We start from the raw sequence: 19,658 nt of genomic DNA, 5'->3' as shown, positions 1-19,658 counted from the left end.
CCGCGACCGAATTATTCCGCCGCTTCCGTGGCCGACTTTTGCACCGCCGTTCTCACGAATTTGCAATTCTGCTCTATGCCGGTCTCTTTCTTGTGGGCATTTCGGCACTTGTCTGGGTTTATTTTTTTGCGCTTCGATCATGGAACGCCACGAACGGATCGGCCTACCGCCTATCGGTTTCACAGGCGGTTGACTGCCTTAAATTCTGGTCCTCCGATCTTTGCCGCAGTCGCTTCATTCAGGCATTCGGCTACGTCCCGGCCGATCTGGCTCAACTGCAATGGTTGTGGGCTGCCACGCTTGTGGCAGGCATCATTGCCATTGCGATCGGCGGCTATATTGCCTTCCTCATGCCATCGGAAAAATGGATCAAGTCCGGTCGGACTGTCGCAGGCATGCCCGAACTGCTACGAGCCGCAAAAGCCGAAAAGATCGACAAGAGGGACGGCCTTCATTGGTTCAATGGATGGCGACTGGCGCTCGAACGCGAGGTGCGACACTTCATCATCTTTGGCTCCATTGGCGGTGGCAAGACGCAAACCATGATCGGGCTGATCGTCTCGGCGATCGCGCGACATGACAAGGTTCTCGTCTTCGATATCAAGGGAGACTTTACCGAGAAGCTGCCCTCAACGATCAAGTCGGATGGTTCCAGGGTGCAGCCAATCATCATTGCTCCGCAGGATCGGCGATCCCATGTTTGGGATATCGCCAAGGATCTGCGCATTGCAGAGGATGCCGTTGAGCTGGCCACGCGACTGATCCCTGAATCAAGAGATCGGTTCTTTTCCAACTCGGCCCGCGCCGTGCTGGCCGCGTGCACCATACGCCTTATGCATGAGAACCCCGGAAGGTGGACGTGGGCCGATCTGGTGGCCGAGACGCGCCGAGACCATCTTGAACTTCTGGAGGTCGCGCATCGCTATCACCCCGACGCGGTTCGCTTTCTGGATGCTGACTATCGACAAGTCGCCTCGACGCTTTCGACGCTCACCGCTGATACGAACACGCTGCGTCTGCTCGCAACGGCGTGGGCGAGTTATGAAGGTCTGGAACGTTTCTCGCTGCGCGACTGGCTGCTCTACAAAACAGAAAGACGCACCGTCATCCTGCAAAAGTCCGGCCGGTTTTCTGACCAATCTGACGGCTGGATCAGCGCGTTTCTCACCATTGCTTCCGGCATCGTGTCCGATCCGGAACTTGGCGACGCCAAGCTCCGTCGCATCTGGTTTTTCGTCGACGAATTCGCCCAGCTGCCGAAGATCAGCCGGTTTTCAGCGCTACTGGATATCGGGCGATCGAAGGGGGTTTGCGTGTGCCTCGGCGTTCAGGATATTGCACAGATCCGTGACACCTATGGGCGCGAACGCGCCGATGCGTGGATGTCGATCGTCGGAACGAAGATCATCGCCAAAGTGAATTCGGGACCGACCGCGCAGCGACTTGAAAGCGATGTCGGTCAGGCCACAGTGGTCTATAATCGTCGTGAGCCGAGAGGAAACGGGTTGGAATGGGTGCGCGACGAGCGGCGCGAGAACACGATTGAGCGCTCCGAATTCGAGACGCAGCTCGGACCTCGCAAGAACGGCATCGATGTCCTCGTCACCGGCATTGGCGAGGACGTCTACAAGGTGCGCGTTCCCTACACCACCCTCCCCCAAGCGCGCGATGCCCAAGCGCCAGCGCAATGGACCCTCGACCTTATCACTGCCAGCCGACTTGAAGGTTTCACGACTGACGACGATATTGAGACCGGTCAGACGGACTGTGGCGCAAACTATCCGAAAGAGGCCATTGACGTTCTCAAGGGAATGGAGCCGGTCGACACGCCCAGGAACACAGCGCTGGTAGAAGGCGCCACGCACGACCTGTTCGACGGGCGACCGCCGGGGATCTGAAGATGCTGGGACAGTTTGATCTTTTCCCGACTGAAGTGCTCCTGCGCCGCATCGAGCCGGCCACGAATAAGTGGCGGTTCTATCATCTCAGTATCGAGGGCGGCCTGTTCGGGGACTGGTGCCTTGTGCGCCGCTGGGGCCGGATCGGGACCAGCGGTCAGCTGAAGCTCGATTGGTTCACCTCAGCCGGACAGGCCCATGACGCACTCGCCATTCTGGAGCAAAGCAAGCGCAAGCGTGGCTACCGCGGCTGACGCGTGGTTCACGCACGGTGGTCACGCCATCAACAGGCATCAAACGGCCTGCCGCGCAGCAGGCCGGCAGAAATACACTTAGGAAGCGGCTCGATGTTCTGACGCGCTCGATGCCGCCCCTGCAGACAAGGCTGGAACAACCTGAATTTTAAGATCGAGCGCTTTGGCCACTTTCATCAAAGTTGCCATTGTCGGGTTCCCGTTGCCGGAAAGCGCGCGTGAAAGACCTTCCCGAGAAAGCCCGGTGTCACGCGCCAACTGGCTCATATTGCGCGCCCGTGCAATGGTTCCAAGAACGACAGCGATATATTCAGGATCGTCTCCGCCTTCTTCCATCGCGGCATCCAGGAAGGCAGCAATGTCTTCGTTGGTTTTCAGGTAATCGGCCGCATCGAAACGGCTAAAAACTTCCTTTGCCATAGTTTCAATCCTTCCACTCGTCGGCCAGCATTTTTGCGGCCTTGATGTCCTTTTTCTGCGTCGACTTGTCGCCACCGCAAAGCAAAACGATAATCAACTCGCCGCGCCTCATATAGTAGACCCGATATCCCTTGCCGTAATGAATTCGAAGCTCGGAAATCCCCGATCCCACGGGCTCCACATCACCGGGATTGCCCATTGAAAGTCGCACGAGGCGAGCGGCGACCTTTGCGGCCACAGTTCGGTCTTTCAGGCTCGAAAGCCAGCGATCAAATGTTGCCGTTTTGATTAACTCGACCATATGCCTACTATAAGTCACACATTGCTGAATTGCAAACTATAAATCACAGCTTATTCATGACAAGTGCCTATGCGACAGTGCTCGCTCTGTCGTACACTGGCTGTCTTGGTTTCAGCCCTCTTCTTCCACTACAAGGCATGGGACAGCGGCTTTCTGACGCAAGATATCCTGGCTGTTCGTATATCGGAACCGATAACAGGAAGGCGTCAAGTGTGAGCGGCGGAGTAAATTCAGGCCACGGGGCGGAGCAAAACAAGGCCACGCGGCGGTCTTATCCCGCCACCCACGAACGGGGAAAGCGAAGTGCTGTCAGATAGATAAATCCCCATCTCTATGAATTCATCCCTTGCCTGGAAGGGAACGGATGAAGAACGAGGGTGGCCTGAATTTACTCTGCCGTTTATAGCGTCAAGCCTTCCTGAAACCGACCTCATTCGAGGTCAGCGTTCCAGGCTGCCATGTCCTGCTCAAACTGAAGCTCCTCTGCCGCTGCCTGCGCCTCCAGCTTCTCAAGTTCTGCTTCAGCATCCTGCCGCTCGGCCTTCGAAAAGTCGCAGTTCATCAGCTCGGCGCGAAGCTCATTGATCTGATCGATGGTCGTCATGTTTCCGTCTCCTTTTGTTGACGGAAACCGGACACGGGTGATCGCAGGGCAGTGTCAATGATCGCGAAGCGACCGGCAGCGCCGGAGGATGGGGGTGCCGATTTTGTTACTGCCCGCAGGGCAGCGGCAAAATTGATGGTGTGGACGGCCCTCCGAAACCGCAGCGCGAGATGATACGATCACCGCGCTCCAGCAATTCAAAGGAACCGCACCATGTCTTTAGAGAATATCGCTGTCGTTGGTCTTGATCTGGCCAAGAACGTTTTTCAGGTACATGCCGTTGATAACACTGGGTGTGTCGTTGCTCGCCGCCAACTCCGCCGAAATCAGTTGCTGCAATTCTTTGAACAGATCCCGCGTTGCCTAGTCGGTATGGAAGCCTGCTCGACTTCTCATTTCTGGGCGCGAGAACTCGGCAAGTTGGGCTTCGAGGTCAAGCTGATGCCGCCAGTATATGTGAAGCCCTATGTCAAACGCGGGAAGAACGATGCTGCAGACGCCGAGGCGATCTGCGAAGCGGTCACACGCCCTACGATGCGTTTCGTGCCGATCAAGAGCTGCGAGCGGCAAGCACTGCTAATGCAACACAAGACGCGAGATCTACTCGTTCGTCACCGAACTGCGCTCATCAACGCTCTCCGTGGCCACCTCGCGGAGTTTGGCATTATTGCTCCGCAGGGAGCGATGGGCGTGAAGACCGCGCTCGAAGCGCTGCATGCGGCAAGAGATGAGCTACCCGCGCCAGCAGTGCAGGCGCTGGAACACATTCGAAACCAACTACAAGAACTCAGTCAGAAGATTGCCGAGTTGGATCGCATTATCATTGCGTGGTGCAGGAGCGACGCGGCCGCCCGTCGCTTGATGACCATCCCTGGCGTAGGTTCACTGACGGCGGCGGCTATCGTCGCTTCGGTTGGGGATGCTGCGGAATTCAGATCGGCACGGCAATTCGCGGCCTGGCTCGGTCTGACGCCACGACAGAACAGCAGTGGCGGGAAAGAACGGCTCGGCCGGATCAGCAAGCAGGGAGATCGAACCATCAGGCGATTGCTGGTGGTCGGAGCGACTGCGGTTGTTCGGCGAGCCCGCCTCGATGCATCTTCATTTCCGTGGATCGCACGGTTGCTGGATCGAAGACCTGCAAGGCTAGTGTCCGTGGCGATCGCCAACAAAACCGCGCGCATTGCGTGGGCTATTCTCAGACGGGAGGAAGTGTATCGGCCGGCAACGGCCTGAGGGAATCCCGTTCGACCATCACCGGTCGGGCGGTGGAATGAAGGACTGAGTTGTGATGGCGAACCGGTTTGGCCGGGGATGGATGAAAGCCTAGGTGCCCCCAGCGCCTCGAGCGCGCAAAATTGATTGGCAATCCGTCTGCGGACTTCATCAGGGCCAGCAGCATATGAGCTGCGATAAAAGGCCGGACACATGACTGAACCTTATTGGCCGCCAACATAAATAAAGTCTTGCATTCCACGGGCCGTCCACACATGGGGGAACCGTTCGTCATTGACGCTCACCAAGGAGCCGTTCGCTATCCCGGCAGAAAAAGAAGAGAACCGCGGCCTCAACGGCCGCGACCGAATCCGGCGTCCAACCGGCAATCTACGCCGCGAGACCGCGAAGATGGGATTCTAGCCGAGGCCGTGCCCAAAGTCGTCGTCACGCCCCCTACTCTCTCGGGCGTTCGCGGGGGTCTTCTGTGGCGTTTCGAACACGACATGCTGGCCTTGCTCGGGCAACGGCCGTGGCAGGTCCTTTGTCTTGCCGACGAGAATATTCTTCTTGTCATGCATCATGAAATCCGACCCACCAACCCCGACAAGAACGCCATCATAGCGGCGGCCAGGCTCGGTCGTTGCCATATAGCGATTTTGCCAGTCAAAGCCTTGCGAGGTCAGGAACTTCTGCGCCTTCTCCAGCGCCTGCACACGTTCCGGATCAGAAATCTCGCGGAACATTCGCTTGAAGGCATCGACATCGCCGCGTTCATGACCGGCAATGCTGGCCTGCGCCATGCGCTCGGCCGACACGACATCAAAGTTCAGTTCGTGACCGGCGTTCCTCGCCAGCGCGATCATGAACTCCCTCTGCGTCCGGCCATTGCCCTCGCGAAACGGATGAATCGAGTTGAGCCGATTGAAGTAAACTGCGGCCTGGTCGGCAAACGTCTCCCTATTGAAACCGCGCAGGAAGTTCTGACCGCACAGGTCCTCGGAAAATCGGTCCAGTGCGCTGGAAATGGCCGGACCGATCGCGAATTGCTCGCCGTCGATCTTCTGCATGGTCGGCATTGTCGCGACAGTGCCATCAGAAAGCTGAACCCGCTCGTTTCGGGTGCGCCCGGCCCATTCATAGACGTCCTGAAAAAGATGATGGTGAAGCGCTTTCAGGTGCCGCGTATCAAAGGTCGGCTGCGGCCCGCCCCCAAGACGCAGTTCGATCAGCCGGCCCGCGACCCGTTCCGCCTCAACGGCAGAGAGCTTGTCGGGATCGGTCAAGCCATCGATGTTCTTGAGGGTGCCGTTTTCGTAAGCGTAGTTCGTCATCCGTTGGCGGCGCGGAACTCTTTGAGCATCGGAACGATGTCGGAGGCCTCTATCTCGCCGCGAACGAAAGCCTCGAAAATGTGATCGGTGGCAGGATCGCGCTTCAGGCCTTCCATGGCATTGGAATGATCGGCGCTGTTGACCAGCCGGCGCCGCTTTTCCATCTCGGCATCGGAGATGCGCGTCTTTTCAAGGGTGCTCGCCATGGTCTTTTCCTTCTTCAGATCGGTGAGATTTTACAGCCAGCCAAGCCGGTCTTCCTGGAATCTCTCAACCCTCGAACCGGCACGGTCCTGCTATGCACTCTCGCTCGAGGACAACAAATCCGGCGTAGGTCTATCGACCACGCCAACTATACCAGAACCAGAAGAAGAATTCTCTTGTTTTTATATGTTTGACCCGGTGATCGGGGGTGCGTCAATCGTCTCTGCGGAGCCGTTTCGCCGGCAACGGAACGAACAGGTCATGAAACACGACCAACGCCGTATCAGGCTCGACAGCGTAGCGGCCGTTCTTCGTGACCTTATAGAACAGTCCCATCTCCTCGAGCACGACGCAGTTGCGCGGGATCGTAAACCGACTGACGCCAAGACGGTCGGCAAGCATTTGGAGGGGCAGGATGCCGCCATCGAGCTGCGGATCATAGATCAGCCCGATCAGGCCCATGCGCAACATGGGCAACAGATTCACATACCGGCTCGGCCGGTTCTCGATGACACTCGCAATCTTGATCGAGTTCACGCCCACTGTACCAGGCGGAATCTGCTCCAGTACAGGTGGTCCGTCGAACCACACAAACGGGTCATGCGGTTGCGCGCCCAATCCTTTGATGATTTCGTCTCGGGTCATTCTCTCGCGACAGCTGTTCAAGCCCACATAGTGCTTCTTCTATATGCGTCAACGCCCGTCATGAACCACGACACCCCCACGGGTGTCGGTCGTTGACTTGATAATGGCGGGCCTTTCTCAATGCATGATACTTAATTTGAGTAGGGCTGGGACACAAGTGCGGACTATTCGGGTCGGCGCGGATTTACCGGAACCGGCGCGGCGGATACCGCCGCGCCGGTGAAACCTTAGCTCCAGGGGATCACGGTCATCAGGTCATCATCGTCCTGGCCGGGAAACTTGCCGAGGTTTGCACGGAAGGCCCGGCTCGGGGTCGCAGCAGTCAGCTGCAGGTACTCTTCGCCGTTCTGGTTCGTCTGACGCCAGATGCCGCCAACCTCGATCTTCCGGCCTCGCGGGGATACGCCATACAGGCGGTAGACAGGCGCTTTCGGGTTCGTGCTGTTGAGCTCTTCGCCAGTGATGTCGAAGTCGAAGTCCAGTGCGGCGATGTTGCCTTCCAAAGTGCCGTTGTCGTTGAAGCGGATGAAGTTGATCAGGTCTGCCATTGGTATGTCTCCGTTGTTTGATCGAATTGACAGGGACGCCAGGAAGGACCGGAAAAGGATGACGGCACCCTTCAGGGCCGCAGCGAAGCGAAGGGCGGCGGAGAACACAAAAAGACGGAGGGTTTGCCGAAGGCGGAAACCGTCTTTTTTGGGCGGAGACGTTGCTGACAGACACCGGGCCTTACAGTCCCATCGTCAATTGATCCCAACAACAACAACGGCAAGACATTCCTCCGCCATGGCAGTTTGCATCAGCTTTGCGCAAAAAGCGCCGAAACCGGAAAGAAAACAGTCCGGATGAACGACGAAGCACGGGGCGTGTCTATCAAAGCACAATCGAAAGCACTCTCTCGATGTGGGGTTCGCAGCGATCATCGAAAGTCGCGCGGCTTCACCTTGATCTCATCAATATGCCCATACGGGTCGAACATATCGCGCGGCTTCGGCATCCCGCGCGGATCAGGCGCCGGCGATCCATGATGAAACTCGTCACCCCGCCCGTGCGGAAGCGGAAAGGCCGTATCTCGGGTTCCGACGCTTGCCAGTTCCGCCGACAGATCGATAAGCTCGCGGGCGACGATATGAACGACCTCGCCCTCTCGCTGGACCCGCCCTTTGACGCCAAGCATGCCCGACCCGAGAACAGTGCGGCGGTACTTCTCGAACACCTTGGCCCAGACCACGAGATTGGCGACGGCGGTTTCGTCCTCAAGCGTGATGAACATCACGCCCTTGGCGGAGCCGGGTCGCTGGCGCACGAGAACGAGACCCGCGAGGTTGACCCAGCGGCCGTCGCGCAGCGAGACGGCTTCGGCGCAGGACCTGAACCGCTGTCGGGTCAGCTCCGACCGCAGAAACGATACCGGATGCTTCCTGAGGGTCAGGCCCAGATGGCCGTAATCCTCGACCACTTCCCGGCCGGCCTCCATGGGTTTCAGAAGGGTCTGCGGCTCTGCCTGCTCGGGGACAATGCCGGCCTCACGCCTTGCAGCAGCGGCAAAGAGCGGCAGCGGTTCGTCCCTCAGGGCCTTGATCGCCCAGAGCGCCTCGCGGCGGGCAAGCCCGAGCGAGGGCCGGAACGCATCGGCTTCTGCGAGCTCCACCAGGGCGGCGGCCGGAATGCCGGCGCGACGCCAGAGGTCGTCGACCGAAGCAAAGGGCGTGTCTTCGCGACAGGAGACCAGCCGGGCAGCCTCGGCATTGGCGAGCCCCTTCACCAGCCGCAGCCCAAGGCGGACGGCGAAACGCCCGTCGTCGCGATCGGTCGGTTCCAGCGTGCAATCCCAGCGGCTTGCATTGACGCAGACCGGACGGACCTCGACGCCGTGGTCGCGGGCATCGCGCACGATCTGAGCCGGTGCATAGAAGCCCATGGGCTGGGCATTGAGCAGCGCGCAGCAAAAGACATCGGGATGCCAGCACTTCATCCAGGACGAAGCATAGGCGATCAGTGCAAAGCTCGCCGCATGGCTCTCCGGAAAACCATAGGAGCCGAAGCCTTCAAGCTGCCGGAAGGTACGTTCGGCGAATTCGCGCTCATAGCCATTGGCGACCATGCCATCGATCAGCTTGGCGCCGAACTTTGACACCCCGCCGGTGTGCTTGAACGTTGCCATGGCGCGGCGGAGCTGATCGGCCTCTCCGGCGGTAAACCCAGCGCAGTCAATGGCCACCCGCATGGCCTGCTCCTGAAACAGCGGCACGCCAAGCGTCTTGCCAAGCACCGCTTCAAGCTCGGGCTTCGGATAGGTCACGTCTTCCTTGCCTTCGCGCCGGCGCAGATAGGGATGAACCATGTCGCCCTGGATCGGCCCGGGCCGGACGATCGCGACCTCGATGACCAGATCGTAGAAGGTGCGCGGCTTGATCCGTGGCAGCATCGCCATCTGCGCGCGGCTTTCGATCTGGAAGGTGCCGAGCGTGTCGGCCTTTCGGATCATCGCATAGGTGCGCGGATCCTCGGCCGGTATGGTGGCGAGATTCAGCCGGATATCCTTATGTTCCACCAACAGGTCGAAAGCGCGGCGCATGCAGGAGAGCATGCCAAGCGCCAGAACATCGACCTTCATGAATTTGAGAACGTCGATATCGTCCTTGTCCCATTCGATGACCTGCCGGTCTTCCATGGCAGCCGGTTCGATCGGCACCAGTTCGTCGAGCCGGTCGCGGGTCAGGACAAAGCCACCCGGATGCTGTGAGAGATGGCGCGGCGTGCCGACGAGTTGTCGCGCAAGCTCCAGCGCAAGCCGAAGCCGTCTGTCGCCCATATTGAGGTTCAGTTCCTGGGCGTGCTTCTCCTCGACGCCCTCGGACCAGCCCCAGACCTGTGAGGACAGCGTTTTGGTCAGATCCTCGGTCAGTCCGAGCGCCTTGCCGACATCCCGGAGCGCCCCTTTGGCGCGGTAACGTATGACGGTCGAACAGAGCGCGGATCGATCGCGACCATAGGTCTGGTAGACCCACTGGATGACGTCCTCTCTGCGTTCGTGCTCGAAATCGACATCGATGTCCGGCGGCTCGCGCCGTTCTTCCGAGACGAAGCGTTCGAACAGGAGATCATTGCGGTCCGGATCGACCGAGGTCACGCCGAGGACATAGCAGACGGCAGAGTTGGCGGCCGATCCGCGACCCTGGCAGAGAATATCCCTGGTGCGGGCAAAACGCACGATCGCATTCACCGTCAGGAAATACGGCGCATAGTCCAGCCTCTCGATCAGCGCCAGCTCATGATTGAGGTTGGAGCGCACCTTGTCCGGCAGGCCTTCGGGGTAGCGTTCGGCGGCACCTTCCCAGGTGAGCTTTTCCAGTGCCTGCTGCGGTGTCAGGTCCGGAAAGAGCTTTTCCTCCGGATACTGATAGGCGAGTTCGGTGAGCGAGAACCTGCAGCGGTCCATGATCTCGATCGTGCGGGCGAGCGCTTCCGGGTAGCGATCGAACAGCCGGTGCATTTCTTCAGGCGGTTTCAGATACCGATCGGCAAAACGCTCACGGCGATGACCGAGTTTGTCGATGGTGACATTATGCCGGATGGCGGTGACAAGATCCTGCATCATCTGCCGGTCCACCGCGTGGAACAGAACGTCATTGGTGACCACGGTCGGAACTCGGGCTGCGGCAGCGAGGTTCGATAACTGCCAGAGGCGGAGCTGATCGTTCGGCCGCCGTCGGAGTGTCAGCGCCAGATAGGCACGATTCCCGAAAGCGTCCCGCAGGCGCCGCAGATGCATGGCGCAGTCATCATCGGCCCGATCCGGCACCACGACGGCAATCAGCCCCTCGCCATAGGCCACGAGGTCGGTCCATTCGAGATGGCACTTGCCTTTGCCGGCCCGCTTCTTGCCGAGCGACAGCAGGCGGCAAAGCCGGGCATAGGCCGCCCGGTCGGTTGGATAGACGAGAACCGGCAGGCCGTCGGCAAGGTCGAGGCGGCAGCCGACCACCAGCCGGACGCCGGTCTGCTTTGAGGCTTCGAATGCCCGCACGACACCAGCCAGCGAATTGCGGTCAACGACACCTATGGCGTCGATGCCGAGGTCTGCGGCGCGGGCGAACAGCTCGTCGCAACTGCTCGCCCCGCGCAGAAACGAGAAATGGGTGGTGACCTGCAGTTCGGCGTAGCGCGGCCCGGTCATCCGAAAATCCCATGGATGAACCAGCGGTGCGAACCGCTATCCTCATGCTCGCCGTCGCCGGAGCGGAACAGCCAATAACGCTCGCCGGTGTCATCCTCGACCCGGAAATAATCCCGGACGGCGGTCAGTTCTGCATCCCGCTTCCACCATTCGCCACGGACCCGCTCCGGTCCATCGGCACGACGGATACGACGGCGCACGCCGCGCCAGGTGAACCAGACGGGCGGGTGGTCTGGGAGAAGTGCCATGGTCTCGATTGGTTCCGGTCGCGGCAAAAGCCGCGGCGGCCGCGGCCAGTCGCCTTCCCAGGTAAGACCGGTTTCCGGTGCCAGCGGGGCAATACGGGCGACCGAGCGTTCCGGCACATCACTTTGAACCGGCACGAAACGACAGAGCCGGTGTTCGCCGACGCGGTTGGCGAGGACATCGACGAGGTCGGAAACATCGGCTTCCGGCTCCTCGATCAGGGAGGAGATCGTCTGCTTCTCCCGCAAGGGTTCGGCCTGGATGGCGACCAGCACCATGATCTCGATCCCGAATCCCGGATCGACGCTCTCCAGCCTGTCGCGGAACAGGCGGACAAGGCGTTTCGGATCGCGCACCGGCTGGGCAGTGCCGATGCGGATGAACTGCATGGTGTTGTCGACACGGTGGAACAGAAGATCGAGCCGCCGGGCGCCAAGGCCGCGCTTTTCGAGTTCAAGACAGAGGGCGTCGACGAGTTTGCCGATATAACGGGCAATGGTCTCCGGGGCGCCGATCGGTTCGGCAAAGGCCTTGCGCACCTCGACCAGCTCCGGCGAGCGGATCGGATCGACCGGCTCGGCAATCCGGCCAAGCGCCTGGTCGAGCCGCCGGACCACTTCCGGGCCGAAGCGCAGTGTCAGCGGCGCGCGCGGCTGATCCAGCAGCTCGCCGATAGTCTCGAAACCGAGTGTGTGCAGGTCGGACACTGTCGCGGGATCCGGCCTGAGCGCTGAGAGCGGCATGGTTCGCAGCATCGCCTCGCTTTCTCCCGGTGGAATCACGATCGCGGGTCGTGCCAGAAACCGGGCAGCGGCATGCGCGGCGCCCCACGTGTCCGCGACGGCAGCACGCGCCTCGACAGCGGCCGCTGCAAAGCGCCTGATCATGTCGGCAAGCATGGCGTCCTCTCCGCCATGCAGATGGTCAGCGCCGGTCGTGTCGATGACCAGACCATCCGGAGGATCGGCCATCACCACCGGCGAAATTCGCTGAAGGGCCCAGAGCGCCAGCTTGTTCAGCCCCTCGGTTTCGGCGGCAGGATCGGAATCGGCAATGATAAGGCCCGGCACAAGGGCTTGCGCCTTGGTGACGACCATGCCGATACGGACGCCAAGCTGTTCGGCATTGGCGTCGATTGCCGTGATCAGACGGCGGCGGCCGATGCGGCCGGCCATGACAAGCGGCGCATCAGCGGGAGGCGATGCGTCGCCCGACTTCCTTCTGAGGCGATCCGTCGGCCACCTCGGAAGGAAGAGAGAGACGACCCGTGTCATCACACGCCTCCAGTTCAAAATCAGCACTTTCGCCGGCACGACATCGGATAAGCTCTACCAGCCAGCGCGCGCGGCCAAGGCCGGGAACGGGCAATGGCCGCGAGGGCAGGACGGAAACCCGCCAGCGGGTGACGCTTGCCGTCGGCTGCCCGAAGTCGCCGGCCTCGGTCTGCCGTCGCCAGCGGCGCAGGGCCAGCCCGATCGTGTTGGAGTTCTCGGCCGCCAATTGCAATCGGCGCGAGGCCGTCATCGAGAGGCGCGCCGTCTCGGCGACAACTGCGCCGAGGCCGCCATGACGAAGCCCTTCCTCGAAACAGGCGAGCAGCGCCTTCTCGTCGCCGGCCTCGACATAGATTACCCGGTCGGGCTGAAGCCCGGCCTGGGCGATGGCCGGTGCAAAGAGATCGGGACGCGTGACCACCCAGAGCACCTTGCCTCGGGTGCGCGCGGCAATGCCCGCCACGAACAGTGCAGCAGCCGCTCCATCGACAGCGCCATTGCCGCCACCTGCCACCTCATGCAGACAGCCAAGCGCCAATCCGCCGCCCGGCAGCCTGCGATCGATGTCCTTCAGGCCGAAGGGCAGGACAGATCGCGCGCGTCCGCCCGGTCCTTCAAGATGCGCGATGCGCTCTCGAAGCTCTGCGATGGCGGGACTGGCGGCGTGGCTCGGCATGATGTTGGACAGTCTCCTTCAGGACTTTGCAACGGCAGAATTCTCCGATATGTTCCTTATTTGTTCTTTCTCAGGTTTTGAGTCAATCGGCCTCATTGGTGGGCCCTGTGGACGGCGACCGGGACAGAAAACCGATGCGCACGGCGTGCATCGTTGAATCACAAGGGGTTTAGGGTAGGGCGGTATGAGTGCGGCGCATCTCGAAAAATTGAACGACAATCAGCGGGCCGCAGTTCTGCATGGCATGGATTTGCCTGATGGCGCCATTGGCGGTCCGTTGCTGATCATCGCCGGCGCGGGGTCCGGCAAAACCAATACGCTTGCCCACCGGGTTGCCCAGCTCGTGATCTCCGGAGCCGATCCACGCCGGATCCTGCTGATGACCTTTTCCCGTCGCGCTGCCGCCGAAATGGGCAGACGTGTCGAGCGAATCTGCGCGAAGGCGTTTGGAGACAAGGCGGCAATCATGGCCGACGGGCTTGCCTGGTCCGGCACGTTCCACGGGATCGGTGCCCGTCTGTTGAGGGAATATGCGATCGAGCTTGGCCTCGATCCGCAGTTCACCATCCATGACCGCGAGGATTCGGCCGACCTGATGAACCTCGCGCGACATGACCTTGGGTTCTCCAAGACAGAAAGCCGGTTTCCGGCCAAGGGCACCTGTCTTTCGATCTATTCGCGCACCGTCAATGCCGAGGCGCCGCTTGCGGAAATCCTGAGGGCCAATTTTCCATGGTGTAGCGCCTGGGAAAAGGAGCTGAGGGAGCTGTTTGCGGCCTATGTCGAGGCCAAGCAGATCCAGAACGTCCTCGATTACGATGATCTTCTGCTCTACTGGGCGCAGACCATGGGCGATCCAGTGCTTGCCGCCGAGATCGGCGGACGCTGGGATCATGTTCTCGTCGACGAATATCAGGATACCAACCGCCTGCAATCCTCGATCCTGATGGCGCTCAAACTTGGCGGGCGGGGGCTGACCGTTGTGGGCGATGACGCTCAGTCGATCTATTCGTTCCGGGCGGCCACGGTTCGCAACATCCTGGACTTCCCGAATGAATTCTCGCCGAAGGCCGACGTGATCACGCTCGACCGCAATTACCGGTCGACGCAGCCGATCCTTGCCGCCGCCAATGGCGTGATCGGCCTTGCCCAGGAGCGCTACACCAAGGATCTCTGGACCGACCGCGCCTCAACCGAAAAGCCGCGGCTGGTGACGGTCCGCGATGAGGGCGATCAGGCCCGGTTCATTGCCGACGAGGTGCTCGAAAACCGCGAGGGCGGCATGCGGCTGAAGGATCAGGCCGTGCTGTTCCGGGCAAGCCATCACAGTGGACCGCTTGAGGTCGAGCTCACCCGCCGCAACATTCCCTTCGTGAAGTTCGGTGGCCTGAAATTCCTCGATTCCGCCCATGTGAAGGACATGCTCGCAGGTCTGCGGTTTGCCCAGAACATGCGCGATCGTGTGGCGGGCTTCCGGCTGATGCAGCTCATACCTGGCGTCGGTCCGGCCTCGGCGCAAAATGCGCTGGATGCGATTGCGGAAACCGCCGATCCGGTCGGGACCCTCGCGGTACTGCCGGCCCCCTCGCGTGCGGTGGCAGATTGGCCGGGGCTTGTGTCGTTGGTGACGGACCTCCGCCAATCAAACATGGGCTGGCCCGCCGAGATCGGCCGGGTCCGGGCCTGGTATGAGCCGTATCTGGAGCGCATCCATGAAGACTTCGAGATGCGTCGCGCCGATCTGCTGCAGCTTGAGGACATTGCCGCTGGCTATCCGTCGCGGGAACGGTTCCTGACCGAGCTGACGCTTGACCCACCGGATGCCACCTCCGGCCAGGCCGGCGTGCCCCTGCTCGATGAAGACTATCTGATCCTTTCAACCATCCATTCGGCCAAGGGGCAGGAATGGCGCTCGGTCTTTGTGCTCAATGCCGTAGACGGCTGCATTCCCTCCGATCTCGGCGTCGGCACGGCCGAGGATATCGAGGAAGAGCGGCGCCTGCTTTACGTGGCCATGACCCGGGCACGGGACAGCCTGAACCTTGTCGTCCCACAGCGCTTCTTCACGCATGGTCAATCCTCGACCGGCGACAGGCATGTCTATGCCTCGCGAACCCGGTTCATTCCCGCTATGTTGCTGCAGCATTTTGAGAACAGGACATGGCCGGTGGTGAAGCCGGGGCAACAGAGCAACACCGGCCCGCGACAGGTTCGGCTTGATGTCGGCGCGCGGATGCGCGGGATGTGGCGCTGAGGGGAGAGGGAACTTGTGCAATCTCTATAATCTGACCACGACACGGGATGCCGTCGTCCAGTTTACGAAGGCCATTAGCGACAAAGCCGGATGGAACGAGCCGTCGCTAAATGTCTATCCCAACACGCTGGCGCCGATCGTTCGCGTCGATGGCGCTGGAAATCGGGAAATTGTCAGTGCCACTTGGGGTATGCCGACGCCGCCGGCCTTCGTCAAAGGCAAGGCCGATCGCGGGGTCACAAATATCCGCAACGTGGGATCTCCGTATTGGCGTCGCTGGCTCGGTCCGACAAGCCGCTGCGTTGTGCCGTTCACGTCATTTGCGGAGCCCGATCCCGCCAGCAAGGTGGAGGGCGGGCGTGTGCCGAATGCCTGGTTTGCGCAGAACCCCGACCGGCCGCTGATGTTCTTTGCCGGTTTCTGGACGCCCTGGAAGGGCGTGCGGAAGGTCCGCAATGGCGAACAGGAATATGAACTGTTCGGGTTCCTAACGACAACGCCGAACGAGATCGTCAGGCCCATTCATGAGAAGGCGATGCCGGCGATCCTGACGACGTCGGAGGAAGTCGATCTCTGGCTCACCGGCGACTGGGCCGATGTAAAACACCTTCAGCGATCACTGCCCGGCAACATGCTGGTCCTCGTCGACCCTCCTGAAAACCCCGCAGACGATTAACGTCGTCCCGGATCACGCTCTTGAGATGGTCATGGCCGCGCCGGATGAACTGACAGTTTTGGAAAGAGACCACCAGGTCGAAACGGATGATACCGCCCCGGTCATCCGCAAGATCATCCATGTCGACATGGATGCCTTTTATGCCTCCGTCGAGCAGCGCGACAATCCCGAACTGCGCGGCAAGCCGGTTGCTGTCGGAGGCTCTGCGGCCAGAGGTGTTGTCGCCGCGGCCAGCTATGAGGCGCGGGCGTTTGGCGTAAGGTCCGCGCTCCCCTCCGTGACCGCAAAGCGCCGCTGTCCCGACCTGGTGTTCGTGAAACCGCGGTTTGATGTCTACCGGTCGGTCTCGGCTCAGATCCATCAGATATTCGCCGAGCATACAGACCTCATCGAGCCACTCTCGCTCGATGAGGCCTATCTTGATGTGACCGAAAACAAGCAGGGGATCACGTTCGCAACCGAAATCGCGACGATCATCCGTGCCCGGATCAAGGAGGTAACCGGCCTCAATGCATCAGCCGGGATCTCCTATTGCAAGTTCCTCGCAAAGATGGCGAGCGACCTGAACAAGCCGAACGGCCAGGCGGTGATTACGCCGAAGATTGGGCCGGCATTTGTTGCTGATCTCGCTGTCAAGAAATTCCACGGCGTCGGGCCAGCGACGGCAGAGAAGATGCAGCGGCTCGGGATCGTGACCGGAGCCGATCTTCGAGAGAAGTCGCTCGCCTTCCTGCGTGACAACTTCGGCAAGTCGGGCGGGTGGTATTATCGGATTTCGCGGGGGATCGACGAGCGGTCTGTTCAGCCCGATCGGCCGCGCAAGTCGATCGGCGCGGAAGACACGTTTGCGGTTGATACCTTCGTGCTCGAGGCGGCAAAGGCGGAGTTGGTCCCGCTTACCGAGAAAGTCTGGCGCCATGCGCAAAACAAGCGGATCAGCGGGCGGACAGTGACGCTGAAGGTGAAATATGCGGACTTCCAGCAGATCACGCGGAGCCGGACGGTCCGTCAGAACGTGCGAAACGCAGATGAGATCGCCGAGATCGCTGGAGCGATGTTGACCCAGCTTTTTCCGGTGCAAAAAGGGATTCGCCTGCTCGGGGTTTCGCTGTCTTCGCTGGGTGACGAGCCAGAGACGCAAAGGCATACTCAGATGAGCTTTTTGTGAGCCGCGCCGAAGGAAACCAGGGCCGCCCCCGCCAGGCCTCATTTACGTCATGTGTACTGACGGTAAACGGAAATTGACCGTACACTTATGGCCTATGAAGAAACTAGCCCGTCTTATTCATGATCTGTCAGGTTTTCTGGGCAGCGATCGCGAGCATGGGGCGGCGTTGCGTCTGTTCACCGCGGTTGAGCTGGGACTTGGTGGCACGCGTTTGATGTTGAAGGGTCTGGGTTCTGCGGGGCATCGGCGCCCCGGCCTTCATGGCGCGCCCGGCTGCAAGGCGCCGGCGAGATGGCGGAAGAGCTCGGCCTCGGGGCATGCGGCGGCGAAGGCCATGCGGATGCGCGAGGCGGTTTCGGTGACGCGTGCGCCGAGCTTGAGGAGGCGCAGCCTGAGCGTGGCGAACTCGGCCTTGCGCAGGCAATCTGTTGCGGGCACGGCGTCGCGCAGTGTGAGCATCAGCCAGTAGGCGGCGGTGTGCAGGGTCAGGCGGACCTGATTGGCGATCGGTGAGCGGCAGGAGGTGCGGTCGGAGGCAAGCTGGCTTTTGTGCATCTTGATCAGGTTCTCGGCCTGACCGCGGGCGCAGTAGAGGACGTCGTAGATGTGCCCGGCGGAGCCTTCACCAAGATTGGTGACGACAAAGCGGATGTCGAGGCCCATCATGGTCGCCTCGATGCGCGCGCAGACGCGGCGCTCCACCTTCCAGGATTTCGCCCTGTACCGGGTTTCGGCATAGTCGCGCAGCACCGGTTTCTGTTCAAGGGCGCGGCGGGTGCGGATATCGTCGGCGGTCTCCTCGACGAGACGCTTGAGAACCGTGTTGCCGGCGAAGCCGAACAGATAGTCGATGCCGTTGTTCTCGCACCAGGCCATGACTTCCGCCCGGCCGTAATGGCTGTCGCCGCGGATCAGGATGCGGGTTGTCGGCCACGCGCGCCGGATCATCCGGACGAGGCGGCGCAGATGACCGCGGATTTCCTTGCCCGCCGGTGTCTTGCCGGGACGCAGGATCATGGCGACGGGCCGGCCGGTGGTGGCGTCATAGATGTGAATCGGCAGGAAGCATCGCTCGTCATGATGGGCATTGAAGAGCGAGAGCTGCTGATGGCCGTGAACGACATCCACCGTGTCGTCGATGTCGAGGGTGACGCTTTCTGGCGGCGCGGCATAGCTCAACAGCCACAGATCGACCAGAACCCGGCCCAGGCGGATGACGGTTTTCAGGTCGGGCAGGTTCTCCAGCCGCGAACAGGTCGGCTGCGAGGCGAGGTCAAGGCCGCTGTCGGGCAACCGCCCGCAGGCCAGCTTGAAGGCCGGATCGTTGCGCAGCCGATCGAGATCGTTGGCATCCTCGTAGCCGCAGGCGATGGCGAAGATGCGGGCGCGTAGGATGTCGGCCATGGCATGCGTCACCCGTGCCGGATCACGTGGATCGTGGATCGCCGCGGCGAGCCTGTCAGCCAATTGCAGGCGCCGCTCGGCGGCGGCCAGAAGCATGACGCCGCCGTCCGAGGTGATGCGGCCGCCATCGAACGCGGCTGTGATCTTCTTGGCGCAAACGGCTGGAAAAGCAAACGGCAGCAACGTATCGTCGGTCATGGTGGGTGTGGCTCGCGAGATGCGGTAAACGGATTGGCTTAGACAACCGAATCCTACGCCAAATCAATCGCTTAAGCTACACCCGCCAGCCTTTTCAAGCCGCGTCGTGAATAAGACGGGCTAGGGTGGACTCCTCGTCCGCAGCATCGGTGGCACAAGTCGATACTTCGACCTTAGCTACGTTCCAAGAAATATCCATCAGGCGGCTATGCCGTTCGCGCACGCAGTTGGCGGAAAGTTGCCCTTCAAGGATTTTGGGGGCGACCCGTAGAGATCAATTTTGTCTCATGTCAGCACGAGCTTGTGACAGCCAGCTTTCGACAACGATCCGAGGCAGTCATTGCTTTAGCAAAAACAAACCGCAGCGAACACAGCAGAAGCGCGTCGTACCGGACGCATACCAGCGAGCTAGCATTACGTCTCGTCGCTCAGGTCCACCAGCAGGCGCCCAAGCGCGCCAATCAACATGAAAAAGCTGCCGATGATAAACAGCCAGACGCCTAGCGTCTTGTGTTGCTCTAGCGCAGGCAGGAAAAAGTGTCAACGGCGGTGTAAAAACCGGCCACGGGGCGGAGCAAAAGTCGGCCACTTTGAACGCAGGTATGAGACCCGCGGGAGGGCGTAGCCCGAGCGGGGGTCTCATACCTGCGTTGCGATTTTCTGAAGGGTTTCAGCCGGCCTTTCGGGCGCGGCTTTGGGCGAGACGA

The 19,658-nt window shown here is 60.7% G+C and carries 18 protein-coding genes; 6 read left to right on the top strand and 12 right to left on the bottom strand.

The annotated features are described in order from the left end of the window. Both V6766_RS24945 and V6766_RS24940 read left to right on the top strand, forming a co-directional pair. Window positions 1-1,898 (top strand): type IV secretion system DNA-binding domain-containing protein (locus V6766_RS24945; protein WP_448470942.1); only part of this gene is annotated, 1,898 nt, incomplete at its 5' end. 2 nt (window positions 1,899-1,900) lie between these two features. Then, window positions 1,901-2,152, top strand: coding sequence for a WGR domain-containing protein (locus V6766_RS24940; protein WP_180902382.1), 252 nt, complete (start codon window positions 1,901-1,903; stop codon window positions 2,150-2,152). Between the two features lie 78 nt (window positions 2,153-2,230). On the opposite strand, the gene V6766_RS24935 is transcribed toward V6766_RS24940, so the two are convergent. The 3 genes from V6766_RS24935 to V6766_RS24925 form a co-directional block, all read right to left on the bottom strand. Next, entirely contained in the window at window positions 2,231-2,572 is a 342-nt protein-coding gene (locus V6766_RS24935; protein WP_448470941.1) for an addiction module antidote protein, read from the bottom strand. 4 nt (window positions 2,573-2,576) lie between these two features. Further along, window positions 2,577-2,873, bottom strand: a complete 297-nt coding sequence (locus V6766_RS24930) for a type II toxin-antitoxin system RelE/ParE family toxin (RefSeq protein ID WP_018065843.1) — start codon at window positions 2,871-2,873, stop codon at window positions 2,577-2,579. 430 nt (window positions 2,874-3,303) lie between these two features. Further along, complete coding sequence (locus V6766_RS24925) at window positions 3,304-3,477, bottom strand: hypothetical protein (protein WP_448470940.1); 174 nt, start codon at window positions 3,475-3,477, stop codon at window positions 3,304-3,306. A gap of 213 nt (window positions 3,478-3,690) precedes the next feature. Here V6766_RS24925 and V6766_RS24920 point away from each other — a divergent pair, with 213 nt between their 5' ends. After that, on the top strand, window positions 3,691-4,713 hold the full coding sequence (locus V6766_RS24920) for an IS110 family transposase (RefSeq protein ID WP_347445289.1): 1,023 nt from the start codon (window positions 3,691-3,693) through the stop codon (window positions 4,711-4,713). 398 nt (window positions 4,714-5,111) lie between these two features. Here V6766_RS24920 and V6766_RS24915 read toward each other — a convergent pair whose 3' ends face one another. From V6766_RS24915 to V6766_RS24885, 7 genes are all read right to left on the bottom strand, one after another. After that, window positions 5,112-5,978 (bottom strand): Fic/DOC family protein, encoded by an 867-nt coding sequence (locus V6766_RS24915; protein ID WP_448470939.1) that lies wholly within the window; start codon window positions 5,976-5,978, stop codon window positions 5,112-5,114. Between the two features lie 44 nt (window positions 5,979-6,022). Continuing rightward, window positions 6,023-6,232, bottom strand: coding sequence for an antitoxin VbhA family protein (locus V6766_RS24910; RefSeq protein WP_448470938.1), 210 nt, complete (start codon window positions 6,230-6,232; stop codon window positions 6,023-6,025). Window positions 6,233-6,443: 211 nt separating this feature from the next. Further along, window positions 6,444-6,875, bottom strand: coding sequence for a hypothetical protein (locus V6766_RS24905; RefSeq protein WP_448470937.1), 432 nt, complete (start codon window positions 6,873-6,875; stop codon window positions 6,444-6,446). A 227-nt stretch (window positions 6,876-7,102) separates the two neighbouring features. Continuing rightward, window positions 7,103-7,423 carry a DUF736 domain-containing protein gene (locus tag V6766_RS24900; RefSeq protein WP_106312870.1) on the bottom strand — a complete coding sequence of 107 codons (321 nt, stop codon included), beginning with the start codon at window positions 7,421-7,423 and terminating at the stop codon, window positions 7,103-7,105. A gap of 371 nt (window positions 7,424-7,794) precedes the next feature. Next, window positions 7,795-11,055 carry an error-prone DNA polymerase gene (locus tag V6766_RS24895; protein ID WP_448470936.1) on the bottom strand — a complete coding sequence of 1,087 codons (3,261 nt, stop codon included), beginning with the start codon at window positions 11,053-11,055 and terminating at the stop codon, window positions 7,795-7,797. Further along, a complete protein-coding gene (locus V6766_RS24890) occupies window positions 11,052-12,575 on the bottom strand; it encodes a Y-family DNA polymerase (protein WP_448470935.1) in 1,524 nt (507 codons plus the stop codon). Before V6766_RS24890 ends, V6766_RS24895 begins: the two co-directional genes overlap by 4 nt. Beyond that, window positions 12,490-13,251 (bottom strand): ImuA family protein, encoded by a 762-nt coding sequence (locus V6766_RS24885; protein ID WP_448470934.1) that lies wholly within the window; start codon window positions 13,249-13,251, stop codon window positions 12,490-12,492. The genes V6766_RS24890 and V6766_RS24885 overlap by 86 nt, the downstream gene beginning before the upstream one ends. Before the next feature lie 184 nt (window positions 13,252-13,435). Between V6766_RS24885 and V6766_RS24880 the strand changes: the two genes are divergently transcribed. From V6766_RS24880 to dinB, 3 genes are all read left to right on the top strand, one after another. Beyond that, window positions 13,436-15,505 carry an ATP-dependent helicase gene (locus tag V6766_RS24880; protein ID WP_448470933.1) on the top strand — a complete coding sequence of 690 codons (2,070 nt, stop codon included), beginning with the start codon at window positions 13,436-13,438 and terminating at the stop codon, window positions 15,503-15,505. Between the two features lie 13 nt (window positions 15,506-15,518). Then, the gene (locus tag V6766_RS24875; protein WP_448470932.1) at window positions 15,519-16,181 is read left to right on the top strand and encodes an SOS response-associated peptidase; all 663 of its coding nucleotides are present in this window, start codon (window positions 15,519-15,521) and stop codon (window positions 16,179-16,181) included. A gap of 127 nt (window positions 16,182-16,308) precedes the next feature. Beyond that, a complete protein-coding gene (gene dinB / locus V6766_RS24870; protein ID WP_448470944.1) occupies window positions 16,309-17,349 on the top strand; it encodes a DNA polymerase IV in 1,041 nt (346 codons plus the stop codon). Window positions 17,350-17,607: 258 nt separating this feature from the next. On the opposite strand, the gene V6766_RS24865 is transcribed toward dinB, so the two are convergent. Together V6766_RS24865 and V6766_RS24860 are read right to left on the bottom strand one after the other, a co-directional pair. Next, window positions 17,608-18,951 (bottom strand): IS1380 family transposase, encoded by a 1,344-nt coding sequence (locus tag V6766_RS24865; RefSeq protein ID WP_347445337.1) that lies wholly within the window; start codon window positions 18,949-18,951, stop codon window positions 17,608-17,610. A gap of 414 nt (window positions 18,952-19,365) precedes the next feature. Continuing rightward, window positions 19,366-19,482: a YrhK family protein gene (locus tag V6766_RS24860; protein WP_448470943.1), complete on the bottom strand. Its 117-nt coding sequence runs from the start codon at window positions 19,480-19,482 to the stop codon at window positions 19,366-19,368. Window positions 19,483-19,658: the final 176 nt, after the last annotated feature.

The sequence above is a fragment of the Martelella sp. AMO21009 genome (genome assembly GCF_053484295.1).
This window is presented reverse-complemented; position numbering and strand designations above follow the sequence as displayed.

What these genes read in the sequence shown, in the direction of transcription:
- V6766_RS24865 (WP_347445337.1), bottom strand. Translation starts at nt 18,951, where the DNA reads ATGACCGACGATACGTTGCTGCCGTTTGCTTTTCCAGCCGTTTGCGCC.
- V6766_RS24895 (WP_448470936.1), bottom strand. Translation starts at nt 11,055, where the DNA reads ATGACCGGGCCGCGCTACGCCGAACTGCAGGTCACCACCCATTTCTCG.
- V6766_RS24890 (WP_448470935.1), bottom strand. Translation starts at nt 12,575, where the DNA reads ATGACACGGGTCGTCTCTCTCTTCCTTCCGAGGTGGCCGACGGATCGC.
- V6766_RS24940 (WP_180902382.1), top strand. Translation starts at nt 1,901, where the DNA reads ATGCTGGGACAGTTTGATCTTTTCCCGACTGAAGTGCTCCTGCGCCGC.
- V6766_RS24910 (WP_448470938.1), bottom strand. Translation starts at nt 6,232, where the DNA reads ATGGCGAGCACCCTTGAAAAGACGCGCATCTCCGATGCCGAGATGGAA.
- V6766_RS24925 (WP_448470940.1), bottom strand. Translation starts at nt 3,477, where the DNA reads ATGACGACCATCGATCAGATCAATGAGCTTCGCGCCGAGCTGATGAAC.
- V6766_RS24905 (WP_448470937.1), bottom strand. Translation starts at nt 6,875, where the DNA reads ATGACCCGAGACGAAATCATCAAAGGATTGGGCGCGCAACCGCATGAC.
- V6766_RS24930 (WP_018065843.1), bottom strand. Translation starts at nt 2,873, where the DNA reads ATGGTCGAGTTAATCAAAACGGCAACATTTGATCGCTGGCTTTCGAGC.
- V6766_RS24900 (WP_106312870.1), bottom strand. Translation starts at nt 7,423, where the DNA reads ATGGCAGACCTGATCAACTTCATCCGCTTCAACGACAACGGCACTTTG.
- V6766_RS24885 (WP_448470934.1), bottom strand. Translation starts at nt 13,251, where the DNA reads ATGCCGAGCCACGCCGCCAGTCCCGCCATCGCAGAGCTTCGAGAGCGC.
- V6766_RS24935 (WP_448470941.1), bottom strand. Translation starts at nt 2,572, where the DNA reads ATGGCAAAGGAAGTTTTTAGCCGTTTCGATGCGGCCGATTACCTGAAA.
- V6766_RS24920 (WP_347445289.1), top strand. Translation starts at nt 3,691, where the DNA reads ATGTCTTTAGAGAATATCGCTGTCGTTGGTCTTGATCTGGCCAAGAAC.
- V6766_RS24880 (WP_448470933.1), top strand. Translation starts at nt 13,436, where the DNA reads ATGAGTGCGGCGCATCTCGAAAAATTGAACGACAATCAGCGGGCCGCA.
- dinB (WP_448470944.1), top strand. Translation starts at nt 16,309, where the DNA reads ATGGATGCCTTTTATGCCTCCGTCGAGCAGCGCGACAATCCCGAACTG.